This is a genomic window from Acinetobacter pragensis, from assembly GCF_001605895.1.
In the GTDB taxonomy this organism is placed as follows: domain Bacteria; phylum Pseudomonadota; class Gammaproteobacteria; order Pseudomonadales; family Moraxellaceae; genus Acinetobacter; species Acinetobacter pragensis.
Genome location: NZ_LUAW01000056.1, coordinates 21,790 through 47,769, shown reverse-complemented (window position 1 = coordinate 47,769; position 25,980 = coordinate 21,790). Strand labels below are relative to the sequence as shown.

At 41.6% G+C, this 25,980-nt stretch carries 19 protein-coding genes and 1 pseudogene; 8 read left to right on the top strand and 12 right to left on the bottom strand.

What is annotated here, in order from left to right:
* The first annotated feature begins 35 nt into the window (after positions 1–35).
* Positions 36–953, top strand: coding sequence for an alpha/beta fold hydrolase (locus AZH43_RS16535; protein WP_067672088.1), 918 nt, complete (start codon positions 36–38; stop codon positions 951–953).
* Positions 954–985: 32 nt separating this feature from the next.
* Here AZH43_RS16535 and AZH43_RS16530 read toward each other — a convergent pair whose 3' ends face one another.
* Positions 986–1,900, bottom strand: coding sequence for a LysR family transcriptional regulator (locus tag AZH43_RS16530; RefSeq protein ID WP_067672084.1), 915 nt, complete (start codon positions 1,898–1,900; stop codon positions 986–988).
* A 226-nt stretch (positions 1,901–2,126) separates the two neighbouring features.
* Between AZH43_RS16530 and AZH43_RS16525 the strand changes: the two genes are divergently transcribed.
* A complete protein-coding gene (locus AZH43_RS16525) occupies positions 2,127–3,044 on the top strand; it encodes a LysR substrate-binding domain-containing protein (protein WP_067672219.1) in 918 nt (305 codons plus the stop codon).
* A gap of 278 nt (positions 3,045–3,322) precedes the next feature.
* Here AZH43_RS16525 and map read toward each other — a convergent pair whose 3' ends face one another.
* Positions 3,323–4,117: a type I methionyl aminopeptidase gene (gene map / locus AZH43_RS16520; RefSeq protein WP_067672081.1), complete on the bottom strand. Its 795-nt coding sequence runs from the start codon at positions 4,115–4,117 to the stop codon at positions 3,323–3,325.
* Positions 4,118–4,469: 352 nt separating this feature from the next.
* Between map and brnQ the strand changes: the two genes are divergently transcribed.
* Together brnQ and AZH43_RS16510 are read left to right on the top strand one after the other, a co-directional pair.
* Entirely contained in the window at positions 4,470–5,756 is a 1,287-nt protein-coding gene (brnQ, locus tag AZH43_RS16515; RefSeq protein WP_067672078.1) for a branched-chain amino acid transport system II carrier protein, read from the top strand.
* Positions 5,757–6,332: 576 nt separating this feature from the next.
* On the top strand, positions 6,333–6,575 hold the full coding sequence (locus AZH43_RS16510; RefSeq protein WP_067672075.1) for a hypothetical protein: 243 nt from the start codon (positions 6,333–6,335) through the stop codon (positions 6,573–6,575).
* Positions 6,576–6,941: 366 nt separating this feature from the next.
* On the opposite strand, the gene AZH43_RS16505 is transcribed toward AZH43_RS16510, so the two are convergent.
* Positions 6,942–7,406, bottom strand: coding sequence for a hypothetical protein (locus AZH43_RS16505; RefSeq protein ID WP_067672072.1), 465 nt, complete (start codon positions 7,404–7,406; stop codon positions 6,942–6,944).
* 145 nt (positions 7,407–7,551) lie between these two features.
* On the opposite strand from AZH43_RS16505, the gene AZH43_RS16500 reads away from it, so the two are divergent.
* Positions 7,552–8,412, top strand: a complete 861-nt coding sequence (locus tag AZH43_RS16500; protein WP_067672069.1) for an alpha/beta hydrolase family protein — start codon at positions 7,552–7,554, stop codon at positions 8,410–8,412.
* A gap of 360 nt (positions 8,413–8,772) precedes the next feature.
* On the top strand, positions 8,773–9,258 hold the full coding sequence (locus tag AZH43_RS16495; protein WP_067672066.1) for an Lrp/AsnC family transcriptional regulator: 486 nt from the start codon (positions 8,773–8,775) through the stop codon (positions 9,256–9,258).
* A 135-nt stretch (positions 9,259–9,393) separates the two neighbouring features.
* Here the strand turns inward: AZH43_RS16495 and AZH43_RS16490 are convergent, their stop codons facing one another.
* From AZH43_RS16490 to AZH43_RS16455, 8 genes are all read right to left on the bottom strand, one after another.
* Entirely contained in the window at positions 9,394–11,532 is a 2,139-nt protein-coding gene (locus AZH43_RS16490) for a TonB-dependent siderophore receptor (RefSeq protein ID WP_067672216.1), read from the bottom strand.
* Positions 11,533–12,100: 568 nt separating this feature from the next.
* Positions 12,101–12,928, bottom strand: a complete 828-nt coding sequence (locus AZH43_RS16485; protein WP_067672063.1) for a tetratricopeptide repeat protein — start codon at positions 12,926–12,928, stop codon at positions 12,101–12,103.
* Between the two features lie 160 nt (positions 12,929–13,088).
* On the bottom strand, positions 13,089–14,312 hold the full coding sequence (gltS, locus tag AZH43_RS16480; protein WP_067672060.1) for a sodium/glutamate symporter: 1,224 nt from the start codon (positions 14,310–14,312) through the stop codon (positions 13,089–13,091).
* A 185-nt stretch (positions 14,313–14,497) separates the two neighbouring features.
* Complete coding sequence (locus tag AZH43_RS16475) at positions 14,498–14,713, bottom strand: hypothetical protein (protein WP_005009254.1); 216 nt, start codon at positions 14,711–14,713, stop codon at positions 14,498–14,500.
* Positions 14,714–14,879: 166 nt separating this feature from the next.
* The gene (locus AZH43_RS16470) at positions 14,880–15,872 is read right to left on the bottom strand and encodes a restriction endonuclease (RefSeq protein ID WP_067672057.1); all 993 of its coding nucleotides are present in this window, start codon (positions 15,870–15,872) and stop codon (positions 14,880–14,882) included.
* Between the two features lie 73 nt (positions 15,873–15,945).
* Positions 15,946–18,585: a bifunctional aconitate hydratase 2/2-methylisocitrate dehydratase gene (locus AZH43_RS16465; RefSeq protein ID WP_067672054.1), complete on the bottom strand. Its 2,640-nt coding sequence runs from the start codon at positions 18,583–18,585 to the stop codon at positions 15,946–15,948.
* A 292-nt stretch (positions 18,586–18,877) separates the two neighbouring features.
* Complete coding sequence (locus AZH43_RS16460) at positions 18,878–19,147, bottom strand: hypothetical protein (RefSeq protein WP_067672051.1); 270 nt, start codon at positions 19,145–19,147, stop codon at positions 18,878–18,880.
* A 145-nt stretch (positions 19,148–19,292) separates the two neighbouring features.
* Entirely contained in the window at positions 19,293–19,652 is a 360-nt protein-coding gene (locus AZH43_RS16455; RefSeq protein ID WP_067672048.1) for a hypothetical protein, read from the bottom strand.
* Positions 19,653–19,902: 250 nt separating this feature from the next.
* Between AZH43_RS16455 and xseA the strand changes: the two genes are divergently transcribed.
* Together xseA and xseB are read left to right on the top strand one after the other, a co-directional pair.
* Entirely contained in the window at positions 19,903–21,183 is a 1,281-nt protein-coding gene (gene xseA, locus AZH43_RS16450) for an exodeoxyribonuclease VII large subunit (protein WP_067672044.1), read from the top strand.
* On the top strand, positions 21,180–21,380 hold the full coding sequence (gene xseB / locus AZH43_RS16445; protein WP_067672040.1) for an exodeoxyribonuclease VII small subunit: 201 nt from the start codon (positions 21,180–21,182) through the stop codon (positions 21,378–21,380). The genes xseA and xseB overlap by 4 nt, the downstream gene beginning before the upstream one ends.
* Before the next feature lie 74 nt (positions 21,381–21,454).
* Here the strand turns inward: xseB and AZH43_RS16440 are convergent.
* Positions 21,455–25,979, bottom strand: a pseudogene (locus AZH43_RS16440) (translocation/assembly module TamB domain-containing protein).
* Position 25,980 lies beyond the last annotated feature (1 nt).

The following is a 25,980-nucleotide window of genomic DNA, read 5'->3' as shown; positions in this document are numbered from 1 at the left end:
ATCTGTTAAAACCACATAAAAAATAAGGAATGTTCATGGCTTATTACGGCATGCAAGACAAAGAGCAGCTTTTTGTCCGTGAGTATGGAACAGGCCAGCCAGTACTGGTTTTATCAGGACTAGGCATGCAAAGCTGGCAATGGTATCCATTTTTATACCGTTTCCGTAAAAGCCATAAATTTATTATTCCTGACTGGCGCGGTTTTGGCGGATCAGCGCAATGCAAAATCCCTGACATCGATGCCATTTCCAGCCATTGGCGCGATATTCAGAGCTTAGTCAATCAGCTGCCTCATGAAAAATACAGTGTCATTGCCTATTCCATGGGCGCGACCACGGCCATGCACGGTATGCAATATGGCAATTTTTCAGATCAGATTCACAGTTATCTGCATATCGACCAAACCCCAAAAATCCGCTCCAGCTCAGACTGGCCTTATGGGCTATTCGGCACACAAAATACGGCGTTCAACAATATTCTTGAAAGCATTGCCGCAGTTCTTGAACGCAATACAGATACGGCGTCAATTCAGCAATTGAGCAATGAAGACCGTGAACAGCTGCTGTGCAGCTGGCTCGCCTTTATAAACCTGCAAGCCAGCAGCAAAACAGCACCATTTTTAATCAAGCAGGCTTTAAAGCGACCCAAGCTGCAACCCTTCGTTTTACCTATGCAGCGTTTAGATTATTTAGCGTGGTATATCAACAACTACTTGCATCATCAGCAGGATTACCGTGAAGCCATTTTCAAGCTGAATGCGCCGGCAACTTTTTTCATTGGCGAGCAGTCCAAGCTTTATCCTGCCATAGGGCAAAAAATGATTGCCAATCGCTTAAACAATGCAACCGCTGTCATTTTTAAAAAATCCGGCCACACACCGCTGCTCAGTGAGCCGTTAAAATTCAGCAAAGAAATCGGCAGGTTCTTACAATGCGGCAGCACAGCTGACTGAAACTGCAGCATCACCTTACTGCGCAATCTAAATCAGAAAACACGGCGGTCGTATTCAATCGCTTCCAAATCATAAACTTGGTAAACACAGTCAAATAGAGGCCGTGTAAATTGCCCTTCATCATCATTGCGCACAATTAAATAAATTGGACTGACCGCAGCGCTGTCCGCCAAAGCCAAGTAGTTTACATGCCTGAACTGCATCATTTTGACCGATTCAGGCACAATGCAAATACCTTCACCTGCAGCCACCATGCCCAGCGACTGCTGCATTCCATCCAGCACCGTAAAGCGCTTCGGCTCTATGCCGAATTCTAAAAACAAAGATTTAATTTGCGCCGCATAGCCCAGTCCAGATTGTGACGGATAGGTAAATATCTGCTCATCTTTCAGCTGCATCAATGAAATTGGCTGCGCGCTGTTCGCCAAGGCATGGCTGGTATGAACAGCAGCCATCAGCCTTTCTTCCCGCAGCATCACCCGTTTTACCGCCTGATCTGATATTCGAATTCGGCCAAAACAGGCATCTACACGCCCTTCCTTTAAAGCTTGAATCTGATCTATTCCATTTAGCTCGACCAGCTTTATATTAAGGTGCTGATGCTGCTGACGGAACAGATACACAATTCTAGGCAGCAAGCCGCACATTAAAGAACTGCTGTAGCCGATATGGATTGTGCGTTCAGTCATACCTGCACGCTGTGTAATCAGCTTGATTTCTTCTGCATTGGACAGCAGTTTCAGCGCATGCTGATAAAAAAAACGGCCAATGGGGGTAGTCCGAAGCGGGCGGCTGCCGCGTTCAAACAGCGCTGCCCCCAGCTCTTGTTCTAAATTCTGAATTTGACGGCTTAGAGGCGGCTGGGCCATAAATAATTTTTCTGCAGCCTTGGTAAAGCTTTGTTCTTCTACGACTGCAACAAAATAGCGTAAATGTCTTAATTCCATGATACGTCCTCATGGTTTATGGCTTGCACTGAGCCGCTTAAGTCACTGCAATAACTGCAAAACGAATTTAAGCGCCGGATTGTGAGCCCATGCTACGGATATTCCACACAATTCCAAGGCGACTTTAGTCGTGAAAAAAGCTTATGAATTGAATAACAAATATGATTTGACAATTTGCAACGATAGTTTTTAATTCCCTTATATTGTTTCAAAAATGGAATATGAAATGCTCAGTGATTTGGATGATTTTTATTGTTTCGCGCAAGTGGTCGAACACGGCGGATTCAGCGCGGCCGAACGCGCAACGGACATCCCGAAGTCCAAGCTGAGCAGGCGCGTTTTCAATTTAGAAGAACGCTTAGGTGTCCGCTTAATTCAGCGCAGCTCACGCCACTTTGCTGTGACTGACATTGGCATGAACATTTACCGCCACGCTCAAGTCATGATGAACGCCGCACAAGCTGCGCATGATTTGGTTGATCATTTAAGTACAAAACCGCGCGGCGTGATTAAAATCAGCCTGCCGGTTTCTATTGCACAAAATGAAATTGCCAAAATTCTGCCTAAATTTCTCAAAATGTACCCTGAAATTAAAGTGCAGATGATGGTGACCAACCGACGAGTCGACATCATTAATGAAGGTTTCGATCTCGCTTTACGGGTGCGCGACAATTTAGATGATGATCCAAACTTAGTGATCCGCCAGTTTGAGACCATTGAGCAGCATCTTTTTGCCAGTCAAGCTTATCTCAATCAATATGGCGATTTAAAACAGCCTGAAGATTTAGCGCAGCATCATATTCTAAGCATGGCGGATGAGCATTTGGATCAACATATTGTCGTACATGATGATCAGCAGCATCAGAAAAAAATTCGGGTCAATCCGGTCATTATGGGTTCAGATTTATCTATGCTGGCGCAATTGGCCTGCCAAGACTGCGGTATTGCCCTATTGCCCGACTCTATCGTACAGGAACATTTAAATTCAGGCGCTTTAGTCCGCGTATTGTCTAAATGGAAAGCACCTCACGGTATTTTCCATGCGGTCTACCCATCGCGCCGCGGCTTGCTGCCAGCCGTCCGCGTATTCATTGATTATCTGGTAGAAAATTTAAGCCGCACCAAAAACCAACCTAAAATTTAGGCAAAAAAAAGCCTATCCAAGTGTTGGATAGGCTGAAACTCTAAATACAGAAACTACAGCAGAATCTGTTGAAGCAATAATAGAGCGAATTCGGATTTACAATAAATAGAAAATAATTCTAACTGAAAGGCTGCATTTTACTGAAAGCATGATTAATAAAGAACCTGACAAAAATGACTTATTGCTAAATCATCTTTGTATATTTATAAAGCAGCATTCTTAGACTAAAGTCTTAAATATATTCACTATTCTGTCATGCGCCTTTAAAAATCGCAGGTTTAAATTGCAGGATAACTGCCTGTGCCTTCCGGCCAAGGTGACAGCAACTCAAAACCGTCATCCGTAACCACAACCATATGTTCCCATTGCGCTGACAATGAACGGTCAGCCGTAACAACAGTCCAGCCGTCTTTCAGCTCTTTGGTGCGCGCTTTGCCTGCATTAATCATCGGTTCAATGGTAAAGACCATCCCCTTTTTCAGCTTAACGCCTTGACCGGGCTGCCCATAATGCAGAACACTCGGCTGTTCATGATAAATTTTGCCGATACCGTGGCCGCAATATTCACGGACAATGGTATAGCCTTCACGCTGCGCTACCGTTTGAATGGCGTATCCGACATCCCCTAATGTTGCCCCAGGTTTTACTGCATGAATGCCTGCAACCATTGCTTCATAGGTCGTCTCCACCAAACGCTTTGCTTCTGGCTGAATTGTGCCGACATAGTACATTCGGCTGGTATCGCCAAAATAACCGTCTTTAATAATCGCCACATCAATATTGATGATGTCTCCGTCATTCAGCACTGTACTCGCCGATGGAATACCGTGGCACACCACTTCATTCGGCGAAATGCAGGTAGTTTTGGTGTAGCCGTAATAGCCCACATTGGCAGGAATAACCTTTAAGGTATTCACAATGAAATCATTACAGAGGTCGTCCAAATATTCTGTCGTCACCCCTGGCTTGACATGCTTCCCAATCATTTCCAAAACTTGTGCAGCCAAACGACCCGAAATACGCAGGTTTTCGATATCTTGCTCAGTTTTAATCGTGATACTGGAAGCTTTCATTGCAACATCCTCAAATAAGATTTTCAGATTATAGCCCTTTTAATTTTTTTTTGTTTTTTTATACGCCAAAGCACGATTATTACGCATGATTTTCTTGCAAGTATATGATTGATTTACAAACAGATGGTGACGATTTAAAAAATCAATAAAAAAATTAAAAACTCTAAATTTTATAAAATGATTTATATTTTTTAACGATAATCAATTATATAAATTAAACAAAATTTTATCTTTAGATATATTGAATTTTAATATTATAAAAAAAATGAATAACATTGATAAAATAAAACCCAAAAAAACATGAAATTGCACTAAAATTGCTGGCTTCAATTGATACATCTCCCTTTTACTTATGACAAATCTCCGTACAAGAGATATTGTTGCCTTAGGTTTCATGACCTTTGCCCTCTTTATTGGCGCAGGCAATATTATCTTTCCGCCGATCGTTGCTCAGCAAGCCGGCGAACATGTATGGCTGGCTGCTTTCGGTTTCTTAATCACAGCAGTTGGCTTGCCTGTTATTACTATTATTGCATTGTCGCGCGTAGAAGGCTCCATTCAACTATTAAGTTCACCGTTAGGAAAAGCTGCCAGTATTTTACTGACAGTGGTGTGCTATTTAGCCGTTGGCCCTTTATTTGCTACACCGCGTACTGCAACCGTTTCTTATGAAATTGGATTCTCGACCTATTTTGGCGACTCATCCAGCAGCCTGCTGATCTACAGCATTGTGTATTTTTCTTTTGTCACGCTGGTTTCGCTGTATCCAAATAAAATTTTAGATACTGTCGGCTACTTCTTATCGCCATTAAAAATTCTAGGCTTAGCCATTTTAGGCCTGTCTGCATTTTTAATTCCGGCTGGCGACATTCACCCTGCAATCAATAATTATGCGGGCAGCCCTGTATCTGAAGGCATTGTGAATGGCTATCTGACCATGGATACCTTAGGCGCATTGGTTTTCGGTATTGTGATTGTAAAAGCCATTACTTCACGCGGCGTAACAGACAAAAAACTGGTGACTAAATATGCGGTGATTGCCAGCATTATTTCCGGTATCGGTTTAACACTGGTTTACCTCAGCTTATTCAAGCTTGGTATGGGCAGTCATGAAATTGCTCCAAATGCAGCGAACGGCGCAGTGATCCTGCATGCTTACGTTCAGCACGCTTTTGGCAATATGGGCGCTTATTTCCTATCCGCGATGATTTTCATTGCCTGCATGGTTACGGCTATTGGCCTCACTTGCGCCTGCGCAGAGTATTTTTCAAACTTGACTAAAATCCCTTATAAAGTATTTGTCTTTATTTTGGTCGGTTTTTCTTTATTAATCTCCAATCTCGGATTAACCAAACTTATTGCGGTTTCTGTGCCGGTTTTAAGCGCCATCTATCCGCCAGCTATTGTGGTAATTTTACTGAGCTTCTGCAGTAAATTTTGGAACACACCTTCAAATGTCATTACACCGGTTACCGCTATTGCGCTTGTTTTCGGTATTTTTGACGGCTTGAAAGTTGCTGGCTTTGAATTGCCGGCCCTGCTGCAAAATCTGCCATTGAACGAACAAAACCTTGCATGGTTTATTCCTTCCATCATTATTTTAATCATTGCGACAGTGATCGACAAAGTTAGAAAATAAACTTCTACACTAGTTCGAACGACAAAATCTGATTTTTACCCAAATGAAGATTTTATAAAATGACCGATAATTGGCATGTTTTACCCAAATATGCTTTTATTTGTCTCACTGTCCCAATTAAGCGCATTTCCAGATGTCTTCAAAAACAGCATGATTGTTTAATCGAGCAAAAAAAACAAATAGTTACAACTTATATTGATTTACTACATCTATTTAAAATAATTAAAATTCAACTACTTTAGTCTAATCAATGCTTACATTTTATCCATTTTTCCTGCATAAATAGCTTATATAATTTTCTGTTCTGCGTATCTATGTGCTTGGTATATATATTGCTTTCTATTATATAGCTGAATGATTGCATGTTTTTTATTTGAACCGTATATTTCAATTTCTACATATGCAATATTTCAGATATTGATAGAGGTATTATCTATATTGAATGATCTACCATAGATATATGACAAAATCGTGACATTTGCTATTGAAATGCTTTGAAATAAGCAGTACAAAGTAAATGTATATCTTACTAAAACAATCAAGTTTTAGTAAAAAACAACAAAAGGAGGGGTGGAGATGTTATCAGTACATTTCAATAAAGAATTATTCATTAACGCTCTGAAAGCCAATAAAAATATGGTGACCTTTTTAAGCACCACTATTGCGCTGATGCTGACGTTATTGATTCAAGGCTTAATGCAAGGAAACTTAAGACTTGAATACTTTGGCTATGCGGTCATTGTCTCATTCGCCTTTTATTTATGGGCGGTGGTCGACCAAAAATACCGCAAACATAAATGCTCTGATTATTTAGAATAATGCGAAGATGGATGATTCGTCATCCATCTAAAAAAAAGCCACTCCCCTTCAAGCTTCCTGCTTTGTCCAATACCCTCTCTTTATGCATGCCGCTCTTCTCTAATCATAAACATCAACAATCTTCTCTAAAGTTAAAACCTCGTAACTTTTTCTATTCTCTATTCGTGCGCTTTCTTCATAAAACAACAAAACCAGCTTATTGAGATAAAACGATTTTAAGATTACTCATTTTTACAAAGCTGCTTGTCGAATATTTTGCATTAAAGCCATCATCAGAAAAACAGCACCAAGTTACAACGCATTTCACATTTAAATGATCTAAAACATACTTAATGGCCTAAACAACGCGATTTACACAAGAACAAGCTAAGATAAAAGCTTAAGGCCGCTGCCCAGCAGCAGCGCACCGGTAGCGCCCAGCTCGCCGGCGATCAATGCAAACATCGCCAAACTCATTAACCCGCTGGGCAATGTCATCTTTGCACCCAGCTGATGCGGTTTCTTAAACTGATTTGAGGTGTCTTTGAGGAAACCGTGCAATATATAGCTTAAAATTGAAAAGCTGAAAAAAACCAAATTGATCAGTACGCAAATTAAATTTACCTTGGCTGAAAAAACAGAAAAATATGCCAGTACAGCTAAAATTAAGGAAGCTGGCGCATAAAGCAAACTGCTCCGGTGAGCGATATCGACATAATAATGCGCCCTCGCTTGCGGTGTACTGCGGATTTGCCAGTATTTCCATACACCGGTCAACATGCCTGTCCATAAAAACACACCGCTAAATACAATTGCCCAGCGTACAGCTGCATCCAAATGCTCAACATCCATTTCCTATTTCCTTGTTTCTAAACTTTGGGATTATTCATAGCGGTAAAACTTGCCTCAGTGTTGACTTTTAAGTCACGGTTTAATCAAGTTTCTTTATGGAACTCGTGTAAAGTAAACTCAACAGATATAGCCATGAAGTTAAAATATGTCTCAATTTGAAGCATTTAATATCACCTGTAAAGATGGCTACAGCCTAAGTGCACGGTTGTACCCGGCTCAAACAGAACAAAAACACAGCTATCCCATTTTAATCTGCCCTGCAACAGGCATCACCAAACAGTTTTACGGCAGCTTTGCCAGCTGGCTGTGTGAACAAGGATATGATGTTTTAGTCTTTGATTTCCGTGGCATTGGTGACTCTCTGCACGGGCAATTAAGCAAATCTACCGCCAGTATTGTGCAATGGGGCCAATTGGACATCCCGGCAGCAGTTGATACACTGCTGCAAAAAACCAATGCAGAGAAAGTCATTCTTCTTGGGCATAGCGCTGGCGGACAGTTGCTGGGTATTGTGCCGAATTATGAAAAAGTTGCTAAAGTGGTGGCTGTTTCCGGCTCTACAGGCCATGTTAAGGGTTTAAAAGGCAGAACCAAATTGCTTGCACCGCTCATGTTCAAAGCTATTTTCCCAATTGCACGCTATACCTTAGGTTATGGGCCAACCAATGCCATTGGCATGGGTGAAAACCTGCCAAAAGATGTTGCACGTGAATGGGCTCAATTTTGCAGCAAACCGGGTTATGTCATGAACGCAATTGGCAAAACGGTACATGATGACTTTCATCAAAACATTCAGGCGCCCATAACCGCCTTATGGTCATCTGATGATGAAATTGCTACACGCGCCAATGTGAAGGATTTACTCCGGCTGTACCCAAATGCAACGACAGAAATGATTGAGCTGAAGCCGTCCCAATATGGACACAAAGGTATTGGCCATATGCTGATGTTTAAAAAATCTCATCAAAACTTATGGCCTGTCATTGAACAGCAGCTGAGTGCATAAAACGACTCTGCAAATGATTAAATGATCCCTGCTATATCAAATTCAACAGTGACATTGAACACTGATGAATTTGCCCTTTTCCGCCTTGCTCGTAATCCGGTTAGGCGGTTTTTTTCATGGATTTTTTATTTTCCGCGCACCATTCAAAATAAAATACACCCAGCAGCTTTACAGTACCCCTGCGCAATCTACTGAGTGTACCGTAACTCCAGCAAGCGACCTAACTCACTCAGAGCATTGAGTTTATATTAGCGGCAAACGCCAATATGTATTTACTGATTATTTGAATAATACACACCTTTACAGAATAGATATGCTATAAATAGCCATAATTCAGAAGATTCATTTGCAGACTGTTTTATGAGCGAAAATAAATACAGCTTAGATAAAATTGACCGCCGCATTCTTTCAGAGCTGCGGCTTGATGGACGTTTAACCGTTACTCAATTGGCTGAAAAAGTCGGCCTGTCTTCATCACCATGCTGGACGCGGCTTAAGCGACTAGAGTCTCTAAATATCATTGAAGGCTATACCGCCAATATTAATGCCAAAGCCATTGGCATCAATGAATTGTTCTTTATTGAAATTACTTTAGAACGGCATGATGATGAAATTCTAGATCAATTCAGTGAAGCGCTCGCAAACATGCCTGAAGTCATTGAGGCGCATTTGGTAACAGGCGACTATGATTATTTGGTCAAAGTCGCCGTCAAAAATTCAGAACATTACGAACGCTTTTTACGTAAAAATCTATACAAAATGAAAGGCGTGCGCCATACTCGATCCATTTTTGCCTTGCGCCCGCTGAAACTGGCCAACAATGCAGACTTAATGATGATTGAATAATCATTCAGCAAGTTCAAATGAAATTTACTCTAATTTTAATCAGACGGAACGTCCGGTATACCAATGACCGGACGTTGCTGTTTTGCACACTGCATAATTCATCTATTTGTAAACAGTCAAGTATATCTTTGCGCCTTAGAACTGATATTTGACGGAGAATGTCGCTTTTCTTGGCTCTGCATAATTCATGCGGTTAGCCCCAATACCGTCATAATATTCTTCATCCAGTAAATTGTCTAAATTCAGTTGCAGTTTAATATTTGCATCAACCTGATACGCTGCCATTGCATTGACCAGAATCACGGCATCTTGCTGAATCGGGTTTACACCGTCAATGTTTTTGATCTTGCTGCGGTAATTTAGACCTGCACCTAAGCTCCAGCTATTAAGTGCATACTTTGTAAATAGATTCGCTGACGTCCTTGCATTATCTAAATTAACTTTCTTGTTGGCCTGATCTCTAGCCTCAAAATTTGCAATACCCAAATTCACTGACCATTGATCCGTGATTTGACCATCTGCTTCAAATTCCACACCCTTACTCACCACACCATTAACAGCCCGGTATGCCTGCTCTGTCGTTCCCTGTACAAAGCTGCCATCTATTTTTTCAGCAGCATTATCCTGTTCTATACGGAATATTGCTGCAGTCGTATTTAAACGGCCATCTAAAAACTCACTTTTAACACCAGTTTCATAATTTTTACCGATAATCGGGTCAAGATAATTTCCATCTGCGGTTTTTTTATCCTGCGGCTTAAAAATTTCCGTATAACTTGCATACCAAGAATGATCCGGTAAAAAATCATAAATTAAACCAACATATGGCGTGAACTGATCATTAAATTCGCGATTGGTTTTACCGCCTTCCACTATATATTTCCAGTTCGAAAAACGCGCCCCAGCAACCAGTTTTACGTCATCCATAAGCTGAAACTTGCCTGATGCATAAAAACCAGACTGTTCTGTGGTATTGGTGCTGCCCACTGTCGGATTTGAAATACCGCCAACCAAATGCGTCTGCAAACGATTAAAGTCTAAAATATAATTATCTATTTTTGGCTTGCCGCTATAACTGTACAGCAGTTCATTTTTATTCCATGAACCGCCCATCACAACTTCTTGCGCCATGCCGCCAATTTGAAATGGAATATTGACATAGACATCAATATTATTTTCTTCTGTGGCAGTATCACTGGAGTATGTATCTGCCTGAATAGCGCTTAGGCCAGTTTCTTTAACAACCTTCCCCCCGTAATACAGCAATGCTGTTTCTTTATCATCCTTACGGTAAGAATAGGCGACATTCAATGCTGCATCATTCCACAACTGCTGCTTTAAAGAGGCAAATAGCGCTGTTGTATTTATATTCCAGTATGTCCAATCTGAACTGACTGTTAAGTCTCTGTCGAAATGAGTTTGCGTGCCATCAGCATAGAAAGCCGGCAGTCCGCCCCAGCGAATACCGCTGCGGTCTAATTCCTGATATGCTGCTGCCAGCGACAAACTGGTTTTATCTGTCAAATCATAATCTAAAGCAGCATAAGCAACATTGCGTGTTTTTTCATAGCCATTCATAAATGAATCTTCATCTGAATGCTTGACATAAATGCGCCCGCGCAATGAACCATCAGCATTTAAACCCGATGAAATATCAGCTGAACTGGCGTAGCTATTCCATGATCCTGCCGAGGCTTCAATCTTCCCCGTCAGCTCTTTAGAATCTGCATGTTTGCGTATCAAGTTTAAACCCATAGCGGGATTGCCAGCACCCGTCATTAAACCATTTGCGCCTTTTACCACTTCTACTCGATCAAATATGCTGATGTCCAAATCACCTTCAGCAATATTGGTCGTAGTCGGAATACCGTCAATTAAATAATAATCCACCGAAAAACCGCGTGCATAGTTAGTCTGCCTTTCATCTGTACGGGATACTGTCACCCCGGTAATATTCTTCATTAAAGATTGAAAGGACTGGATATTGCGGTCTTCCAGATATTCTTCAGTATATACCTTCACATTTTGCGGGGTATCACGCAAAATCAAATTCAGTTTTGTGGCTGTTTTGGCCTGCTTATAGCTATAACCGCCAGCCTGCTCGCTACTTGAGGCATCGTCTACTTCTACTAAAATGGTCTCCAGCTGCTGAGTCGTTTCTTTCATTGGAGACGCAGCAAATGCTGTTTGAGTAAGCCCTGACAGCAACGCAATTTGCACAGCCAAAGTTAAAGCTTTTTGTGTAAAAGTGGTAGGGAAGTTTTCAAAATGCATATTCATCATATATTCAGCCTTAAAATTTCGAGAGCTGAATGTAAAGTTGAAGTAGAATCGGTACTCTCACCACCTTGTTTAAAGTGCAGCAGAAATTATGTCATCAAGTCTTAAGTTACTTAATCAGACGACTTGACATAATTGCCTATCATAAAGCTTTACATCCTGTATCATTAGGTAGGTAAAATAATGCAAATAATTATCATTTGCAAACAATAATAAATCCAATCTGCATTATTTCTTCATTATCTGCTTTCAAAGCATTTTTTAATTGCAAATTTTCTTATTCATTTAATGCAATCTATGTTCTAATACACTTAGTATGAGATGAGCCTCTTACAGTATGTGCCTTAGATGTGCATACGACTAGCCCCTAACCATGGGGCTTTTTATTGTCTGCCGGTTAATCGGCAAGCTAATTCCTATATGAAGTGTTACGCCAATTGCTTAGCCTAAAACTCCACGCTGAAACAGCTATAATGCTGTGTGATATCTATTTAGCAGATGCTAAAAATTCTGCCGCTTCATCTTCATCACTTACTTGCTTGTACCATTTAACCGCCATGGCCTAATCTTTTTTTACGCCTAAACCCTGTGCATACATACGGCCAAGGAACAATTTGTTATAATATTCATCTTGCTGAGCTGATGCGCTGCACCACTTAAATGCGCTCGTAAAATCCCGCTTTAAAGGATGTGTACCATAAAAATAGAATCGGCAAATATTAAATTGAGCCAAAGATTCGCCTTTTTGAGCTGCCGCCAAATAATATTTAAGTGCTTTGGTATTGTCTTGAGCCGTGCCATCGCCTTCTTCATACATCACGCCTAGATTCAGCATTGCATCCCGATCGCCTGTATCTGCAGCTTTTTCATAGCAATAAAATGATTTTTTTAAATCTTTAACAGTGTTGCTTTCACTTTGACCCGTATTGTATGCCTGCGCTAAATCAATCATTGCTGGGACATAGCCTAATTCTGCAGCCTGCAGGCGCAATTGATTACCTTTAGCTATATTCTGCTGTACGCCGCTGCCCTTTGCATAAGCTTGAGATAAAAGATAAATACCGTTTACAGATTTTTGCGCACTGGCTTTTTGATACCATTCCACCGCTTTAAACTTATCTTTTATTGTACCAATCCCCCAATAATAGGATTCACCTACACTGACTTGTGCAGGTTCATAGCCTTTTTCAGCAGACTCAAGCATCCAAGCAAAACCGGTATTTTTATCCTTAGCAGTGCCTTTGCCGTGGTAAATCAATTGTCCCAGTTCATATTGCGCCTGAGCATTACCCTTTTGAGCGCTTGCAATCAATTCTTTAGAATATTCCGCAGCATAAAGATTTGCGGAAAATGCACTAATACTCAGCATCAGTAAAAAGTTTTTAATCATTGTGATTTATCATTATGTTGAAATTTTGGGCATTATAGTCATTTCACGATTTACTTAAAATGGTGGCTACTGCCGTTTTTAGTCACTTGAATTGCAAAATATTTTTACGAATAAAAAAAGCGCCCTAAGGCGCTTCTCTTGATCTACTGATCAATTAACATTAACTCAGTATGCCAATTGAAAATTGGATAACAAAGGCATTCACAATATCCACAAAAAATGCACCGGTCAGCGGAATAATCAAAAAGGCTTTATGGGATGCCCCATAAGTATTGGTTACAGCTTGAATATTAGCGATTGCTGTCGGTGTTGCCCCTAAATTAACACCGCATTGGCCCGCGCACAGCACTGCGGCATCGTAATTTTTACCCATGATGCGGAAGGTCACAAAGTACAAATAGAGCGCCAAGAATATGGTCTGAACAATCAGGATAATCACCAAAGGCCCTGCCAAATCCGCCAGCAGCCATAATTGCAATGACATTAATGCCATCGCTAAAAACAGCGCCAAGGATGCATTGCCAAAGACATCAATACAGCGTTCAAAAACCTGAACCTTTAAGCCGTGTTCTAAAATATTACGCAGAATCACACCGCACATCAGCGCCCATACAAATGTCGGCAATTCAAACCATTGACCTTTAGCCACAGCAGTCATGAAATAAGCAAAACTGATACAGATGGCGAACATTCCCATCGTTTTTACAGCATCATCGGCCGTAATTAAACGGGTCTTTTCCGGGAACTCAAACGGTGCCGTTTGAGATGCCGGCGGCGCTTCATTCCTGCCCGTTTCAGGAGATATTTCTTCAGCCAGTTTATAGCGGCGAATGAGAAACTTAGCAACTGGCCCGCCCATCATACCGCCAATGACCAAGCCAAAAGTTGCGCTGGCCATCCCCAAAGCAATAGCGCCTTGTACGCCATGCTCCTGCTCAAAAATGATTCCCCATGCCCCTGCCGTGCCGTGCCCGCCTGTTAAAGTGACAGAACCTGTAATTAGACCAATAAGCGGATCTAAACCGAGTGCTTTAGCAAGGCTAATACCGACAACATTTTGCAGCAGTACAAAAATGACCACACAAACCAAGAATACCAGCAGAGATTTACCGCCTTCTTTAAGCTTAACCAAACTCGCGCTCAAACCAACAGAAGTAAAAAACATCAGCATGAATATTTGCTGAATTGTGGTGTCAAAGTTGACGGTAATATTTGAACTTTTAAACAATATATATGTGATGGCAGCCGCAACGAGGCCGCCTGCAACTGGTTCGGGAATGTTGTATTTTTTTAAAATGCTGACTTTATTAACAAATACATAACCAACCAATAGCACTGCAACTGCGGCAACTATGGTCATGAATGCATCGAATTGATAATTCATACGATATCCAATGATGCTTATTTACTTAATTTTAAACAGAATAATCAACAATGAATAGATAGAAATATATGAATATGTAATTTATAGACTTTATTTGTACAAATAGTATTTTTTCTAAAATACATATATTAAAGATTAAAAATCAGACCAAGTAAATCTTGGTCTAACTTAGGGAAGAATTAAGTTTATTCGATATCATACACCCAATTTCTTGCTTGCTTATCTGTTGTGGTCTCACAGACATAGTAATCATGATCCCAAGCATCTGGATGGAAGATTTCTTTTTTGAAATAAGTCACATTCTTAGACTTTTCGACACAGACAAAACTGTCGCCTTGGTCTTTGACTTGAGTTCCGTTGAGGAAACCACCAATGCAGAGGAAGCGGGATTGTTTAGCCATTGATACATCAACTTTCTAAATCACTTTTTAATGTGGAGATTAAACGATTTATTTCGTTCAGTGTAAAGTAAAGCGAATTGCTATAAATATTAAGTTTGAAAATGTGAATCTTTTTTCCAAACGCCAGAATTGAAATCCAATTCAAAATATGTATATTGTCTAAAAACTATAACCAACTTAATTTTGGAACCTCTATAATTCCTAAACTTTCTTTTGTTGATATTTTTAATTTATCTAAATTTGTATATATCCAATCTACAAACTCATCACCTTCCATGATGCTAATTTGATGCTTCTCAGCATAATTCTTAGTATCATCTGAAATATTACCTGTAGTTATTACCCATTTATATGCATCTATAGCTTCTTCTTTTTCGTACGTAATTAATTGATCAATCGCTTTCTTACCAGTTATTCCATCATGATGTTTTACCTGAACTAAAAGATCTTTCAAAAAAGGATTATTTTCAGATACTGCCTGAATGTCAACATCAGACTTCCCTATTCCATTTTGCTTAGCAAGAATATCTACTTGAGAATAGCCTTGAATTTCCAATAGCTCTTGGACTAACTCTTCTAAACCACGACCACCTGCTTTTAAACGTGTATTTCCTTTTCTCAAAGATTTCAATAATTCATTTTTAAACGCAATAATAGAGTTCTCAATTTTTTCTTGAAAAACATCAGTTATATTAAAATCCCCATAGATATTTATATTTTTTAATAGCTCATCTATTTCAGGTGCAAACTTACTTAAGTCAGCAATTGTTGTTCTTAGCTTTAATCTACTTTCTAAGTTTTGTTTCAATCTAGATCTTGGAATTTTAATCACTTTTCCGTCTTTCTTGAAATACTCAACCATAATTTGATTTGCACCATGACCACTTCTAAAGTCACACTCATAAAACTTCCCTCCCAAAACTTTTGCAATAATTACAGATTTTCTTACGGGAACTAAAACAATATCTTCTTCTTTCAAGCTAAAAAAATTGATCACTTGATTTTTCATACGACCAATAGAGCCATTTTTATCAATAATTTCTTTTATTAAACTTTTTGTATTTTCATGCTCGGAAAAATTGATATGTTTCCACCCATATCCAATTTTGCTTTCAGTTATTAAGGCTTCGGGACTTCTCACCATTAGATATTTTTTCATTTTTATACTCAAAAAATAAGGGCTGATTACTCAGCCCTTATCTTATACCGCTTATTGCTTAATTAACAAAGAATTAAGTCAACTGAGCAGCAGCAATTTTCTTCGTATCAACATCTTTAGCAGCGTCAGTATAGTCGCCCATTTTGTCGAAGCTTAAGTATTGATAGATGTCAGCAGACATGCTGTCAATTTGAGCTGCATACTGTTGGTATTCTTCTGGAGAAGGTAATTTACCCAATACAGCAGCAACAGATGCAAGTTCAGCAGAAGCTAAGTAAACGTTAGCGCCTTGACCTAGACGGTTCGGGAAGTTACGAGTAGAAGTCGATACACAAGTTGTGTTCGGCGCTACACGCGCTTGGTTACCCATACACAATGAACAGCCCGGCATTTCAGTACGCGCGCCAGCTTTACCATAGATGTTGTAGAAACCTTCTTCCATCAATTGACGCTCATCCATACGAGTTGGAGGAGCAATCCAAAGACGAGTAGACAATACGCCACCAGGAACTTTCTCTAACAACTTACCAGTTGCGCGGAAGTGACCGATGTTAGTCATACAAGAACCAACGAATACTTCGTCAATTTTCACGCCTTGAACGTCAGAAAGCAATTTAGCGTCATCTGGGTCATTCGGGCAGCAAAGAACAGGTTCTTTAATGTCAGCAAGATCGATTTCATACACTTTCGTGTATTCAGCGTCAGCATCAGCTTGAAGAAGTGATGGATTAGCCAACCATTTTTCCATGTTCTCAACACGGCGCGCCATAGTACGGGCATCGCCATAACCTTCAGAAATCATCCACTTCAACATCGTGATGTTTGATTTCAGGTATTCAGCAACTTTCTCTTCTGAAAGCGTGATAGAACAGCCAGCAGCAGAACGTTCAGCAGAAGCATCAGATAATTCGAACGCTTGCTCAACAGTCAGGTCAGTTTCCATTTCACGAAGGTCGATCTCAAGGATACGGCCAGAGAAAATGTTTTTCTTACCTTTCTTCTCTACAGTTAAGTCACCCGCTTGAATCGCATAGTAAGGAATTGCATGTACAAGGTCACGTAGCGTGATACCAGGCTGCATTTTACCTTTGAACTTAACAAGTACAGATTCAGGCATATCCAGCGGCATAACGCCAGTCGCTGCAGCGAACGCTACAAGACCAGAACCCGCAGGGAATGAAATACCGATTGGGAAACGAGTATGTGAGTCACCGCCTGTACCAACAGTATCCGGCATTAACATACGGTTTAACCAAGAGTGAATAATACCGTCACCTGGGCGTAAAGACACACCGCCACGGTTCATGATGAAATCAGGAAGCGTGTGCTGCATTTGAACGTCAACTGGCTTTGGATAAGCGGCTGTATGGCAGAATGACTGCATAACAAGGTCAGCAGAGAAGCCTAGGCAAGCCAAGTCTTTCAATTCGTCACGAGTCATTGGACCTGTTGTATCCTGCGAACCAACAGTTGTCATTTTAGGTTCACAGTAAGTACCAGGAAGTACACCTTGACCTTCAGGAAGACCACAAGCGCGGCCAACCATTTTCTGTGCTTGAGTAAAGCCTTTGCCAGTAGCAGCAGGCTGAACAGGAACACGGAACAATGTAGAAACTGGAAGACCTAAAGCTTCACGTGCTTTAGTCGTCAAACCACGGCCAACGATTAGGTTGATACGGCCACCTGCACGGACTTCGTCAAGAAGCACTGGAGTTTTAAGTTCAGATTCAGCGATTTGAGCGCCGTCTTTGAACGCAGTTACTTTAGCAGCAGCGTGATCAATCTTAAGCGTAATTTCGTCGCCCATGTTCATGTTTTGAACATCGATCTCTACAGGTAACGCACCAGCATCTTCCATTGTATTGAAGAAAATTGGAGCAATTTTAGAACCTAAGCAGTAGCCGCCGTCTTTTTTGTTCGGGATGTGCGGAATGTCATCGCCAAAGAACCAAAGAACTGAGTTAGTTGCAGACTTACGAGAAGAACCAGTACCAACAACGTCACCTACGTAAGCGACTTGGTTGCCTTTCGCGATAAGCGCTTTAATTTGGTTTAATGGACCAACTTCACCTGGTTTTTCAGGATTGATGCCATCACGTTCGTTTTTCAGCATTGCATTTGCATGCAATGGGATATCTGGACGGCTCCAAGCGTCTTGTGCAGGTGACAAGTCGTCTGTGTTTGTTTCGCCAGTTACTTTGAAAACAGTCAGTTTGATTTCTTCAGGAACGTCTTTGCGGCTAGTGAACCATTCAGCATCAGCCCAAGACTGCATAACAGCTTGTGCATTTGCATTGCCAGCTTTTGCTTTATCAGCAACGTCATGGAACGCATCAAATACAAGAAGAGTTTTCTTCAGCGCTTCAGCAGCTAATTCAGCAAGCTCTGCATCATCAAGAAGAGCAACTAAAGGAGCAACGTTATAACCACCAAGCATAGTACCCAGTAAGTAAACCGCACGTTCTTTAGTAACTAGTGGAGAAGTCGCTTCGCCTTTAGCCAAAGCAGCTAAAAATGCAGCTTTAACATAAGCAGCTTGGTCAACACCCGCTGGTACACGGTTTTCAAGCAAGTCAACTAAGAATGCTTCTTCGCCAGCTGGTGGATTTTTTAATAATTCAACTAATGCTGCTGTTTGAACATCATCAAGTGGCTTCGGCGGGACTCCGAGTGCGGCACGTTCTTCAACGTGTTGGCGGTAAGCTTCTAGCACGGTTTATTCCTCTTTTTTAAAAAATTACCTGCGAATTCCAGCCATTCTCAGGCTTCGCAAATAATATGGACTGCTTAATTTTACTAAAATTCCAGTTAAAAGTTAATGCAACTAGAGTGTTTCTTCATGATGTCCATTATTTAGCAACTAAATGATGGCGTTTTGATTAATCAATAATCAAATCTTAAGCTTACCGTACATTTTTTAGCAGAAATTTAACTTTTAACTGAATTCTCGCCATAAAAAAGGCAACTTCATGTTGCCTTGTTTGTATCAAAAAATATATTCCACCTTAGTGGACAGTTGTCGCTGTTAAATATTGGCTTAATTCTGCCCGATTGCCGCTGAATTTCATTTGGCACTGGTCTTCAAATAAGCCCTGATACTGATTACTGGCAAATGAAATTTCAATAATGTAGCGGGAGTCTGCGCCATCAAGCTGACGTTTCAAAAATACCCGATCCCCAATACTTAATACATAATTTCCGCCGCCAATAATCGCAACGCCCTGTTCATCTTCCAAGAGTAAATCTGCATGATGCATATAGCCAACAACATCCATTTGCTTGCCCCTCTTTTATTTTGTTCTAAATTTATTATTCATTAAAAAGATAAGCTTTTCTACATTTTAGATTTAGAGATTTGTCACAAGTTGTATTTCGTATGCTGCTTAGGCTATTTAGACTTAGACAGAAAAAAACCGTTCATTAGAACGGTTTATAATCCGGCATTTCATCGTGCGGCGCCGCAATGCATTTTTCTGTAAATTCACTGCGGATTTTTTCACGGGAAGCTTCTACATCGCCTTTAATTGACGCTTCCGGCAATGCATAAACTTCATCAATAATGCTGATAATAAAGTTCTTTGTGGTTTCATCTTCAATTTTGCCCGCATGTTCTACAGCCTGCGCTTTAGGAATCGCATTTTGACGGTCCAGCATAATGGTGCGTGCAGCATTGCCCACACTGCGGCAATAGCCCTGCCATTGCTCTTCTGGCGTCAACGGGTTTTTCTCTGCACAACCAGTCAGTGCAATCAAAACAGATAAAGCAAGTAACTTTTTCATGAAAATCTCCTACATGGCTGCACTATAAAAGATCATTGCCTATTTGTCATTTTATTCATGGAAATAGTTCGTCACCTAAGCGCCTTAAATGCAATATTCAAGCTTCGACCCTGCTTAATTACTTCGCTTGATTTCCAATTGTGCGGCTAAATAACGACTGAAGATAAAGCCTACAAATTTCCAGCTTTCCATTCAGTTAAAAGCGTCTATAATTTTAGTATTATTTTCATGAATTTTACTTCATATCTCCATGTCTGATTTACAGCTTTCGCTGAGTGAATACCTGTCTGCCGTTCAAGAAGTCATTAAGCTGGCTTTTGATGATGCGGTATGGGTTAAGGCTGAAATCCGCAATTTAAATATTAAAGGCGGCCATTATTATATTGAGCTGGCAGAAAAAGAATCCAGCAGCGACAAAGTCATTGCCAGCTGCAAAGCAACGATTTGGAAGTTTTCTAGCGCCAAAATTGTTGGAAAATTTGAACGTGAAAGCGGAATTGAGTTCGGCCGTGACTTAAATGTACTGATTAAAATCAAGGCGCGCTTTGACCCGCAATATGGGTTCTCTGTCAATATCGAAGAAATTGACTCAAGCTATACGCTGGGTGATATCGCAAAACGCTATCAGCAAATTGTTCAGCAGCTGGACGCTGAAAACCTGCTTCATAAGAATAAGCTTTTGCCGCCTCCTTTTGATATTCAGCAGGTCTTGGTGATTGCGCCTGAACAGGCTGCTGGTTTAGGTGATTTTAAGAAAGATGCCGATGACCTCCAGCAGGCCGCCGTATGCAGCTTTGTTTATCACAACGCCACTTTTCAAGGCAATACGGCAGCGCAAAGTATTATGGCCACCTTGGGGCAAGGCCTGCGTCAATGGGCAGCGGACTATGCGTCCCCGCCCGATTTAATCGTGATCATCCGCGGCGGCGGCGCAGTCAATGATTTGGCCTACTTAAACGATTTTGATTTAGCAGCACTGCTTTGCAAACGCACAGTACCCATTTGGGTGGGTATCGGCCATGAGAAAGACCGTACAATTTTAGATGAAATTGCCAACCGCTCTTTTGATACGCCCAGCAAGGTCATTGCAGGCATACGGCATCATATTGCTTTGCGGGTGCAAGAAGTTTTGGAATTCAGGCAAAACATTCAATTGCTGTCCAAGCACCAAATTGCAGCGTATCAAAACCAAAATGATCAGCTGCTGAAAATGATTGAAACTATATCTAAAAACCAAATTGCCAATACCCATGCGCAGCTGCTGCACATAAAAGACCAAACGCACCACTATGCGCAGCAGAACCTTAAACTTTCACAGCATCAAATTGAAGCCCTTATGCGCGAAACACTGCTGCAAAATCCGCAACATGTTTTAGCCAAAGGCTATGCCATTGTACGCCAGCAAGGCCATACCGTCAGCGCCGCACAGCAGCTGAGCCCTGAATCCCCATCCATCCAAATTGAATTGCAGGACGGCATTGTAGATGCCGATATCCGCTTAATTCAGCCCAATAAAGGAAGCAGCTCATGAGCAAAGTTAAAGACACTTTAAGCTTTAAAGAAGGCTATGAACTTTTAAAGAAAAATGCAGCGCTTTTAGAAGAACAGCAAGAGCCTGATATTGATAATTTAATGAAAATAGTCGAGGAATCCATGCAAGCTTATAAAGCCTGCAAATCTCGGGTGGATGCTGTGCAAGCTGCACTGAATGAGACATTTAAAGACTAAGCCTTATTTTTTAAATGCTTTTATAAAGCAAAAAAAAGCAATCCGAAGATTGCTTTTAATTCAAGCACGATGCATTAAAAACGCCAATTATAGAATAAGTCAATTGCACGCTCTAAAGACTGGCTCGCCTCTAAATACAGCCGCTGATTCATCTGATAGCGCAAAGTCAGTTTATTGACCGGTGTAAACACACCCACGCCATAACGAATAAATAAGTCTGGGGTAATATAGCCCGTCACAGAAACCTGCGTATCATCACCCGTTCCTTGTGCATCAAGCGCCAAACCGCTTAGACCAAAAGTACGGCCAATCTGGTTGGTTAAAGCGCGTGTGCCGCCCAAGCCCATGCTGATCCCTGCAGCAGCAATAGTATTATTCACATCAGACTTGAAGCCTTCTGATTGGCTCAAGCCGCTGCTGCCCTCATTAATGCGGCCTGTGATTAAGGCATTCAGCGCTTCCTGCTCAGACAAGCCAGCATCGTTATACACTTGAATATTCGGACTGGATACAGTGCCAGTAACACGAAAACCTACTGTACTGCCCTGAACGGATTTATTGGCATCAATATCTAACGTCGGATTTGCCAATGGCCCATTGAAACGCGCAATCGCTCGATTCAAATCCAAGCTTTGGCCATAAGCCTCAATTTTAACGCGCTGCGGCACACCAATCGCGCCATTGGCGCGCATGGCTGTTTCCAAACCGCGTTGAGACAGGTTTAAACGGCCAATTAACGGAATGCGGCTATCAAAACCTTGGAAGATGACTTGTCTGCCTAAGCTAACGGCAACATCTGCACGTATATCCCAAGGGCGTGCCGACCTTAAAACTTCCAGCTGGTTATCACCTTCATGCACAATGCGTACATCAGAGGAGACGTTCACCACTGGCTGGGAGGCTTCAGGCATTGAAATCAATGCACGCGGCACATCTACAGAACCAGATAGTGACAATCTTTTCTTAAATGGCTGCACATCCAAACTTAAATCCGGCGTAACTAATGCGGTAATCAGCGGCGCCTGACGGATCAGCAAATTTTGACCTTTTAACTGCAGCTGTATCCGAGGTTCGTCTTTCCAATCCACATTGCCTGTTAATTTACCCACACCTTGACCGCTGTTAAACGCGCCGTTAATGGTTGCGTGATTTTGACGCACAGCAGAATAAAGCTGAATATTGGTCAGATTCACGGGCAACGAAATCATGCTGATGGAACCGTCTTTAATTCGAACATCGCCTTCCATTAATGGGCTGGTCAGAGTTCCGCTGATTTTCCCAGCATAAGACAACGTCCCGCCCATGGAACGAACATCTTGAATAAATGGCTTCAAGACTTTTAACTGCACTTGGTTAAATGCAACCTCTCCACGCATCGGCTTGCTGTCTTTATAAGGATCGATAATGACATTGGCATAGCCCGTACCAATATCCGGCGCTTTCGTATCCAGTCGAATCTGCAGGCCTTCAGCGACACTTTTTGCAATCAAGCTAACTTCATCATATTTCATGGTCGAGCCAAGATACTGAGGATCTTCTGCCGCCAACCCTACAACACCGTCACGCGTCAGTAAACGCGCATCAATTTTAGGACGTGCGCCTTTGGCCCAAGACGCTTTGGCATAGCCATTGACCTTGCCGGTAATGGCTAAACCTTCAGGCATAAATGCAGCAAAGTCATTCAGGTCTAAATTTCGGGTAATGAACGAAACATTGCCGCGGTTTGGATTGACCCGTATCGGCTGATCAAAACAAAGCTCACTTTGCTGGCTCATCCAGCAATGCGCACCAATAAATAAGTCAGACTGCGCTGAAGTATAAATAATTGATGCATTTTGACGCTGCACCAACCGTGTACGCAAAGAGTCAAAATCACCTTTTTGAATTTGCCCCAACCAATTGTTTTGAGCATTAAATCCGCCTGCAAATTGGACTTTAAATTTTGACAGTTTATTTTCTGCATTAATTTTTAAGACATGGGCATTACGCGTGCCTGCCAAAGAAATTTCACCCTGCTGAATTTCACGCGTGCCGCTGCGCAAGCCTTCCATTCGTGCAACCATTAAAGCTGGCGAAGTTTGCGAGGTCGGCAATTCACCTTGAACACGCATTTTTTTTATGCTGAACAGATTATTGAAACCAAAATTATCAACCGCTAAATTGGCAGAAGCTTGCAAGCGTGGCTGAACTTGCATGTTTAAATAGCCATAAGCACGGCCGCGCAAGCCGCTATAAAGCTCATACAGCGCAGGCGCATTAATTTTTAAACGTAAATTTTGCGCATTGCCTGTTGCCTGAATTTGGTTGCTGGCATAAGCAAGGAATAGGTCATTGGCTTCAAACTGCTGCGGCATAAAACCTTTTTGGTTTGAATTAATCACCAATGCCAAATTGCCTTTGCCGCGTACAGGCTTGTTGTTGATCATGCCTGCCAAATTTAAGCGCTGGATTTGAATGCGTTTTAACGCGTCAGACCATAAGCCTTGAGTTTTCAATGTCCCAGACAGTTCTCCTCGGACATTTGAAGCAAAGTAATGCGGTTTGAACCTTACCAGTGWTGCATTVAYATCCCAGCCGATKCCWTTTTTCAAATTCACTAAACCGCTGGCAAGAATTTTACCCCGCCACACCGTCATGCTGTAATTCAGCCACATTAATCAGCTCAGGGGTGCCTGAAATCCGAAGCTTTAAAAGACCTTTACTGGCTTCAATTTGGCTTGCGACTAAATTGCCGTCGTAATTGACTGCAAAACTTTTAAAACCGCCCCCAGCTTTTACATCATGGAAAAGCAAAGCCGCTGTACTGGTGCCGGTTAAACGTACCGTTTCATTTTGCGCAGCTAAGCGGCCTGTTAAATCAATTGCGCTCAGATGAATAATCTGCTGATTTGGCTTAGCATAGCCATTGGCTCTGATTAAACCATTCACGCGGTCTACAGGCGCGGCTGCAGCAACTGTCTGCGGGTTGAAGTCTTTGGCATTCAGCAGCGCATTCCATTTCAGCTGACGCTTGTCAGTCGGCAATTGAACCACAGCCTGTCCAGTCAATTGACCTTTATCTGCGATATAACTGAAACTCGGCACGTTCAAATTATTATTTTTTAAATTCAGCTGCGCCTGATACATGCCCGCCGGCAGCATGCCTTTTTCATGGCGCGCAACTTTAGTGGCCACATGAATATTCTGCTGATCAGCAACTAATGCAAGTTCAGCATTGCCCGATTCACTGCTGAGCCATCCGACATACGGCACTGCACGGTCAATATTTTTCCAAGATACATCCAGCAGCATCGGCTGCGCTTTTTTGTTCTTTTCCGGATCTTGATCGAGCTTGATATTCCATGTTTCATAACGGTCAAAGTCAACCAGCGCCGTTAAATGCATGCCTTTTTCCAATGTGCCTTTAGATGCAATTTCAGCATCCACGCTTGGAGGCAAGAAATCCTGTACCACTTGCGGAATTAGCTTATCTTTAGGATCCAGCTTGTCCAAACGGCCTTGCATATCCCAAGTGACGTGATCTTTCCAGCTCACCATGCCTGATAAGTTCACGGCGCCTTTCATCAGCTGACCATTCAGATTATCAATATTCAGCTGATGGACTAAATCGGTATGCATCAAGGCATTGTACTGGCCCGTAGGGATATTCACGCCCGTCAAATCTGTAATGACATTTAAATCTAAACGCTCAACATTGCCATTAAATTTACCTACACCTTTTTTGATAAACAGTTTCTGCTCAGTCAATAACGGCAAATGATAGTTTTTAAACTTTAATTCGCCCTGCATGGGAACATGCGGGCGCATAGGGTGAACCACCGCCCAGCCGGTCAGCATATCAGGAGTATAAGTCGCCACACCAGCCTGTATGGTATCTAGGGTGCCTTGGGCATTTACAGCAATATCTTTAACATTCAAACTGTGATTTAAAGAGGGTAAATTCACAATACCTGTAGCGCTTAAAGGATATTTTCCTTCAAATTTCATCTTGCCTGCGGCATTGCGCACGCTTAAGTAGCCCATATTCATGCGCGAGTTTTCAAATTTCAGCTCTGTACCTGACCATAGCCCTTCATTGAGCTGAATATCTTCAAAATTAACACTGGCTGCATGGGTTTTAATCACCATGTGGTCTACATCAGCGCTGTCTACACGCAAAACAAATGGCAGCCGGATTTCACTGAATTTAAACGGCTCATCGCTGGGCGGAGTTTTGGTAATAATTTGCAGATTACGCACATCCGCACGGTTCAAATGAATTTCTTTATTAATAATCGCGCGCCAGCCTAAAGTTACATCTGCACGGTCAATTTTGACATCTACGGGTTTTAAGCTGACCAAGACATTGCGCAGTATAATGCCGCGCCATAAATTCCCGCCTTCATATTCATAATGAATGATCTGCTGCCGTTCCAATACACGGTCAAGCAAAAATTTACTGCCCTTATCTGTAGAGAACATTACAGCCAATGCGGCAATCAGCAGCAGCACCATAAACAGCAGTGACAACAGAACGCTGCGCAAAATGCGGCGTTTTTTTGGCAATACGTCAGGTGTATTTTCCGGTTCTGGATTTTGCTGCTGTTCTTGTTCAGCCATA

What these genes read in the sequence shown, in the direction of transcription:
- AZH43_RS16535 (WP_067672088.1), top strand. Translation starts at nt 36, where the DNA reads ATGGCTTATTACGGCATGCAAGACAAAGAGCAGCTTTTTGTCCGTGAG.
- AZH43_RS16530 (WP_067672084.1), bottom strand. Translation starts at nt 1,900, where the DNA reads ATGGAATTAAGACATTTACGCTATTTTGTTGCAGTCGTAGAAGAACAA.
- AZH43_RS16525 (WP_067672219.1), top strand. Translation starts at nt 2,127, where the DNA reads ATGCTCAGTGATTTGGATGATTTTTATTGTTTCGCGCAAGTGGTCGAA.
- map (WP_067672081.1), bottom strand. Translation starts at nt 4,117, where the DNA reads ATGAAAGCTTCCAGTATCACGATTAAAACTGAGCAAGATATCGAAAAC.
- brnQ (WP_067672078.1), top strand. Translation starts at nt 4,470, where the DNA reads ATGACAAATCTCCGTACAAGAGATATTGTTGCCTTAGGTTTCATGACC.
- AZH43_RS16510 (WP_067672075.1), top strand. Translation starts at nt 6,333, where the DNA reads ATGTTATCAGTACATTTCAATAAAGAATTATTCATTAACGCTCTGAAA.
- AZH43_RS16505 (WP_067672072.1), bottom strand. Translation starts at nt 7,406, where the DNA reads ATGGATGTTGAGCATTTGGATGCAGCTGTACGCTGGGCAATTGTATTT.
- AZH43_RS16500 (WP_067672069.1), top strand. Translation starts at nt 7,552, where the DNA reads ATGTCTCAATTTGAAGCATTTAATATCACCTGTAAAGATGGCTACAGC.
- AZH43_RS16495 (WP_067672066.1), top strand. Translation starts at nt 8,773, where the DNA reads ATGAGCGAAAATAAATACAGCTTAGATAAAATTGACCGCCGCATTCTT.
- AZH43_RS16490 (WP_067672216.1), bottom strand. Translation starts at nt 11,532, where the DNA reads ATGCATTTTGAAAACTTCCCTACCACTTTTACACAAAAAGCTTTAACT.
- AZH43_RS16485 (WP_067672063.1), bottom strand. Translation starts at nt 12,928, where the DNA reads ATGATTAAAAACTTTTTACTGATGCTGAGTATTAGTGCATTTTCCGCA.
- gltS (WP_067672060.1), bottom strand. Translation starts at nt 14,312, where the DNA reads ATGAATTATCAATTCGATGCATTCATGACCATAGTTGCCGCAGTTGCA.
- AZH43_RS16475 (WP_005009254.1), bottom strand. Translation starts at nt 14,713, where the DNA reads ATGGCTAAACAATCCCGCTTCCTCTGCATTGGTGGTTTCCTCAACGGA.
- AZH43_RS16470 (WP_067672057.1), bottom strand. Translation starts at nt 15,872, where the DNA reads ATGAAAAAATATCTAATGGTGAGAAGTCCCGAAGCCTTAATAACTGAA.
- AZH43_RS16460 (WP_067672051.1), bottom strand. Translation starts at nt 19,147, where the DNA reads ATGGATGTTGTTGGCTATATGCATCATGCAGATTTACTCTTGGAAGAT.
- AZH43_RS16455 (WP_067672048.1), bottom strand. Translation starts at nt 19,652, where the DNA reads ATGAAAAAGTTACTTGCTTTATCTGTTTTGATTGCACTGACTGGTTGT.
- xseA (WP_067672044.1), top strand. Translation starts at nt 19,903, where the DNA reads ATGTCTGATTTACAGCTTTCGCTGAGTGAATACCTGTCTGCCGTTCAA.
- xseB (WP_067672040.1), top strand. Translation starts at nt 21,180, where the DNA reads ATGAGCAAAGTTAAAGACACTTTAAGCTTTAAAGAAGGCTATGAACTT.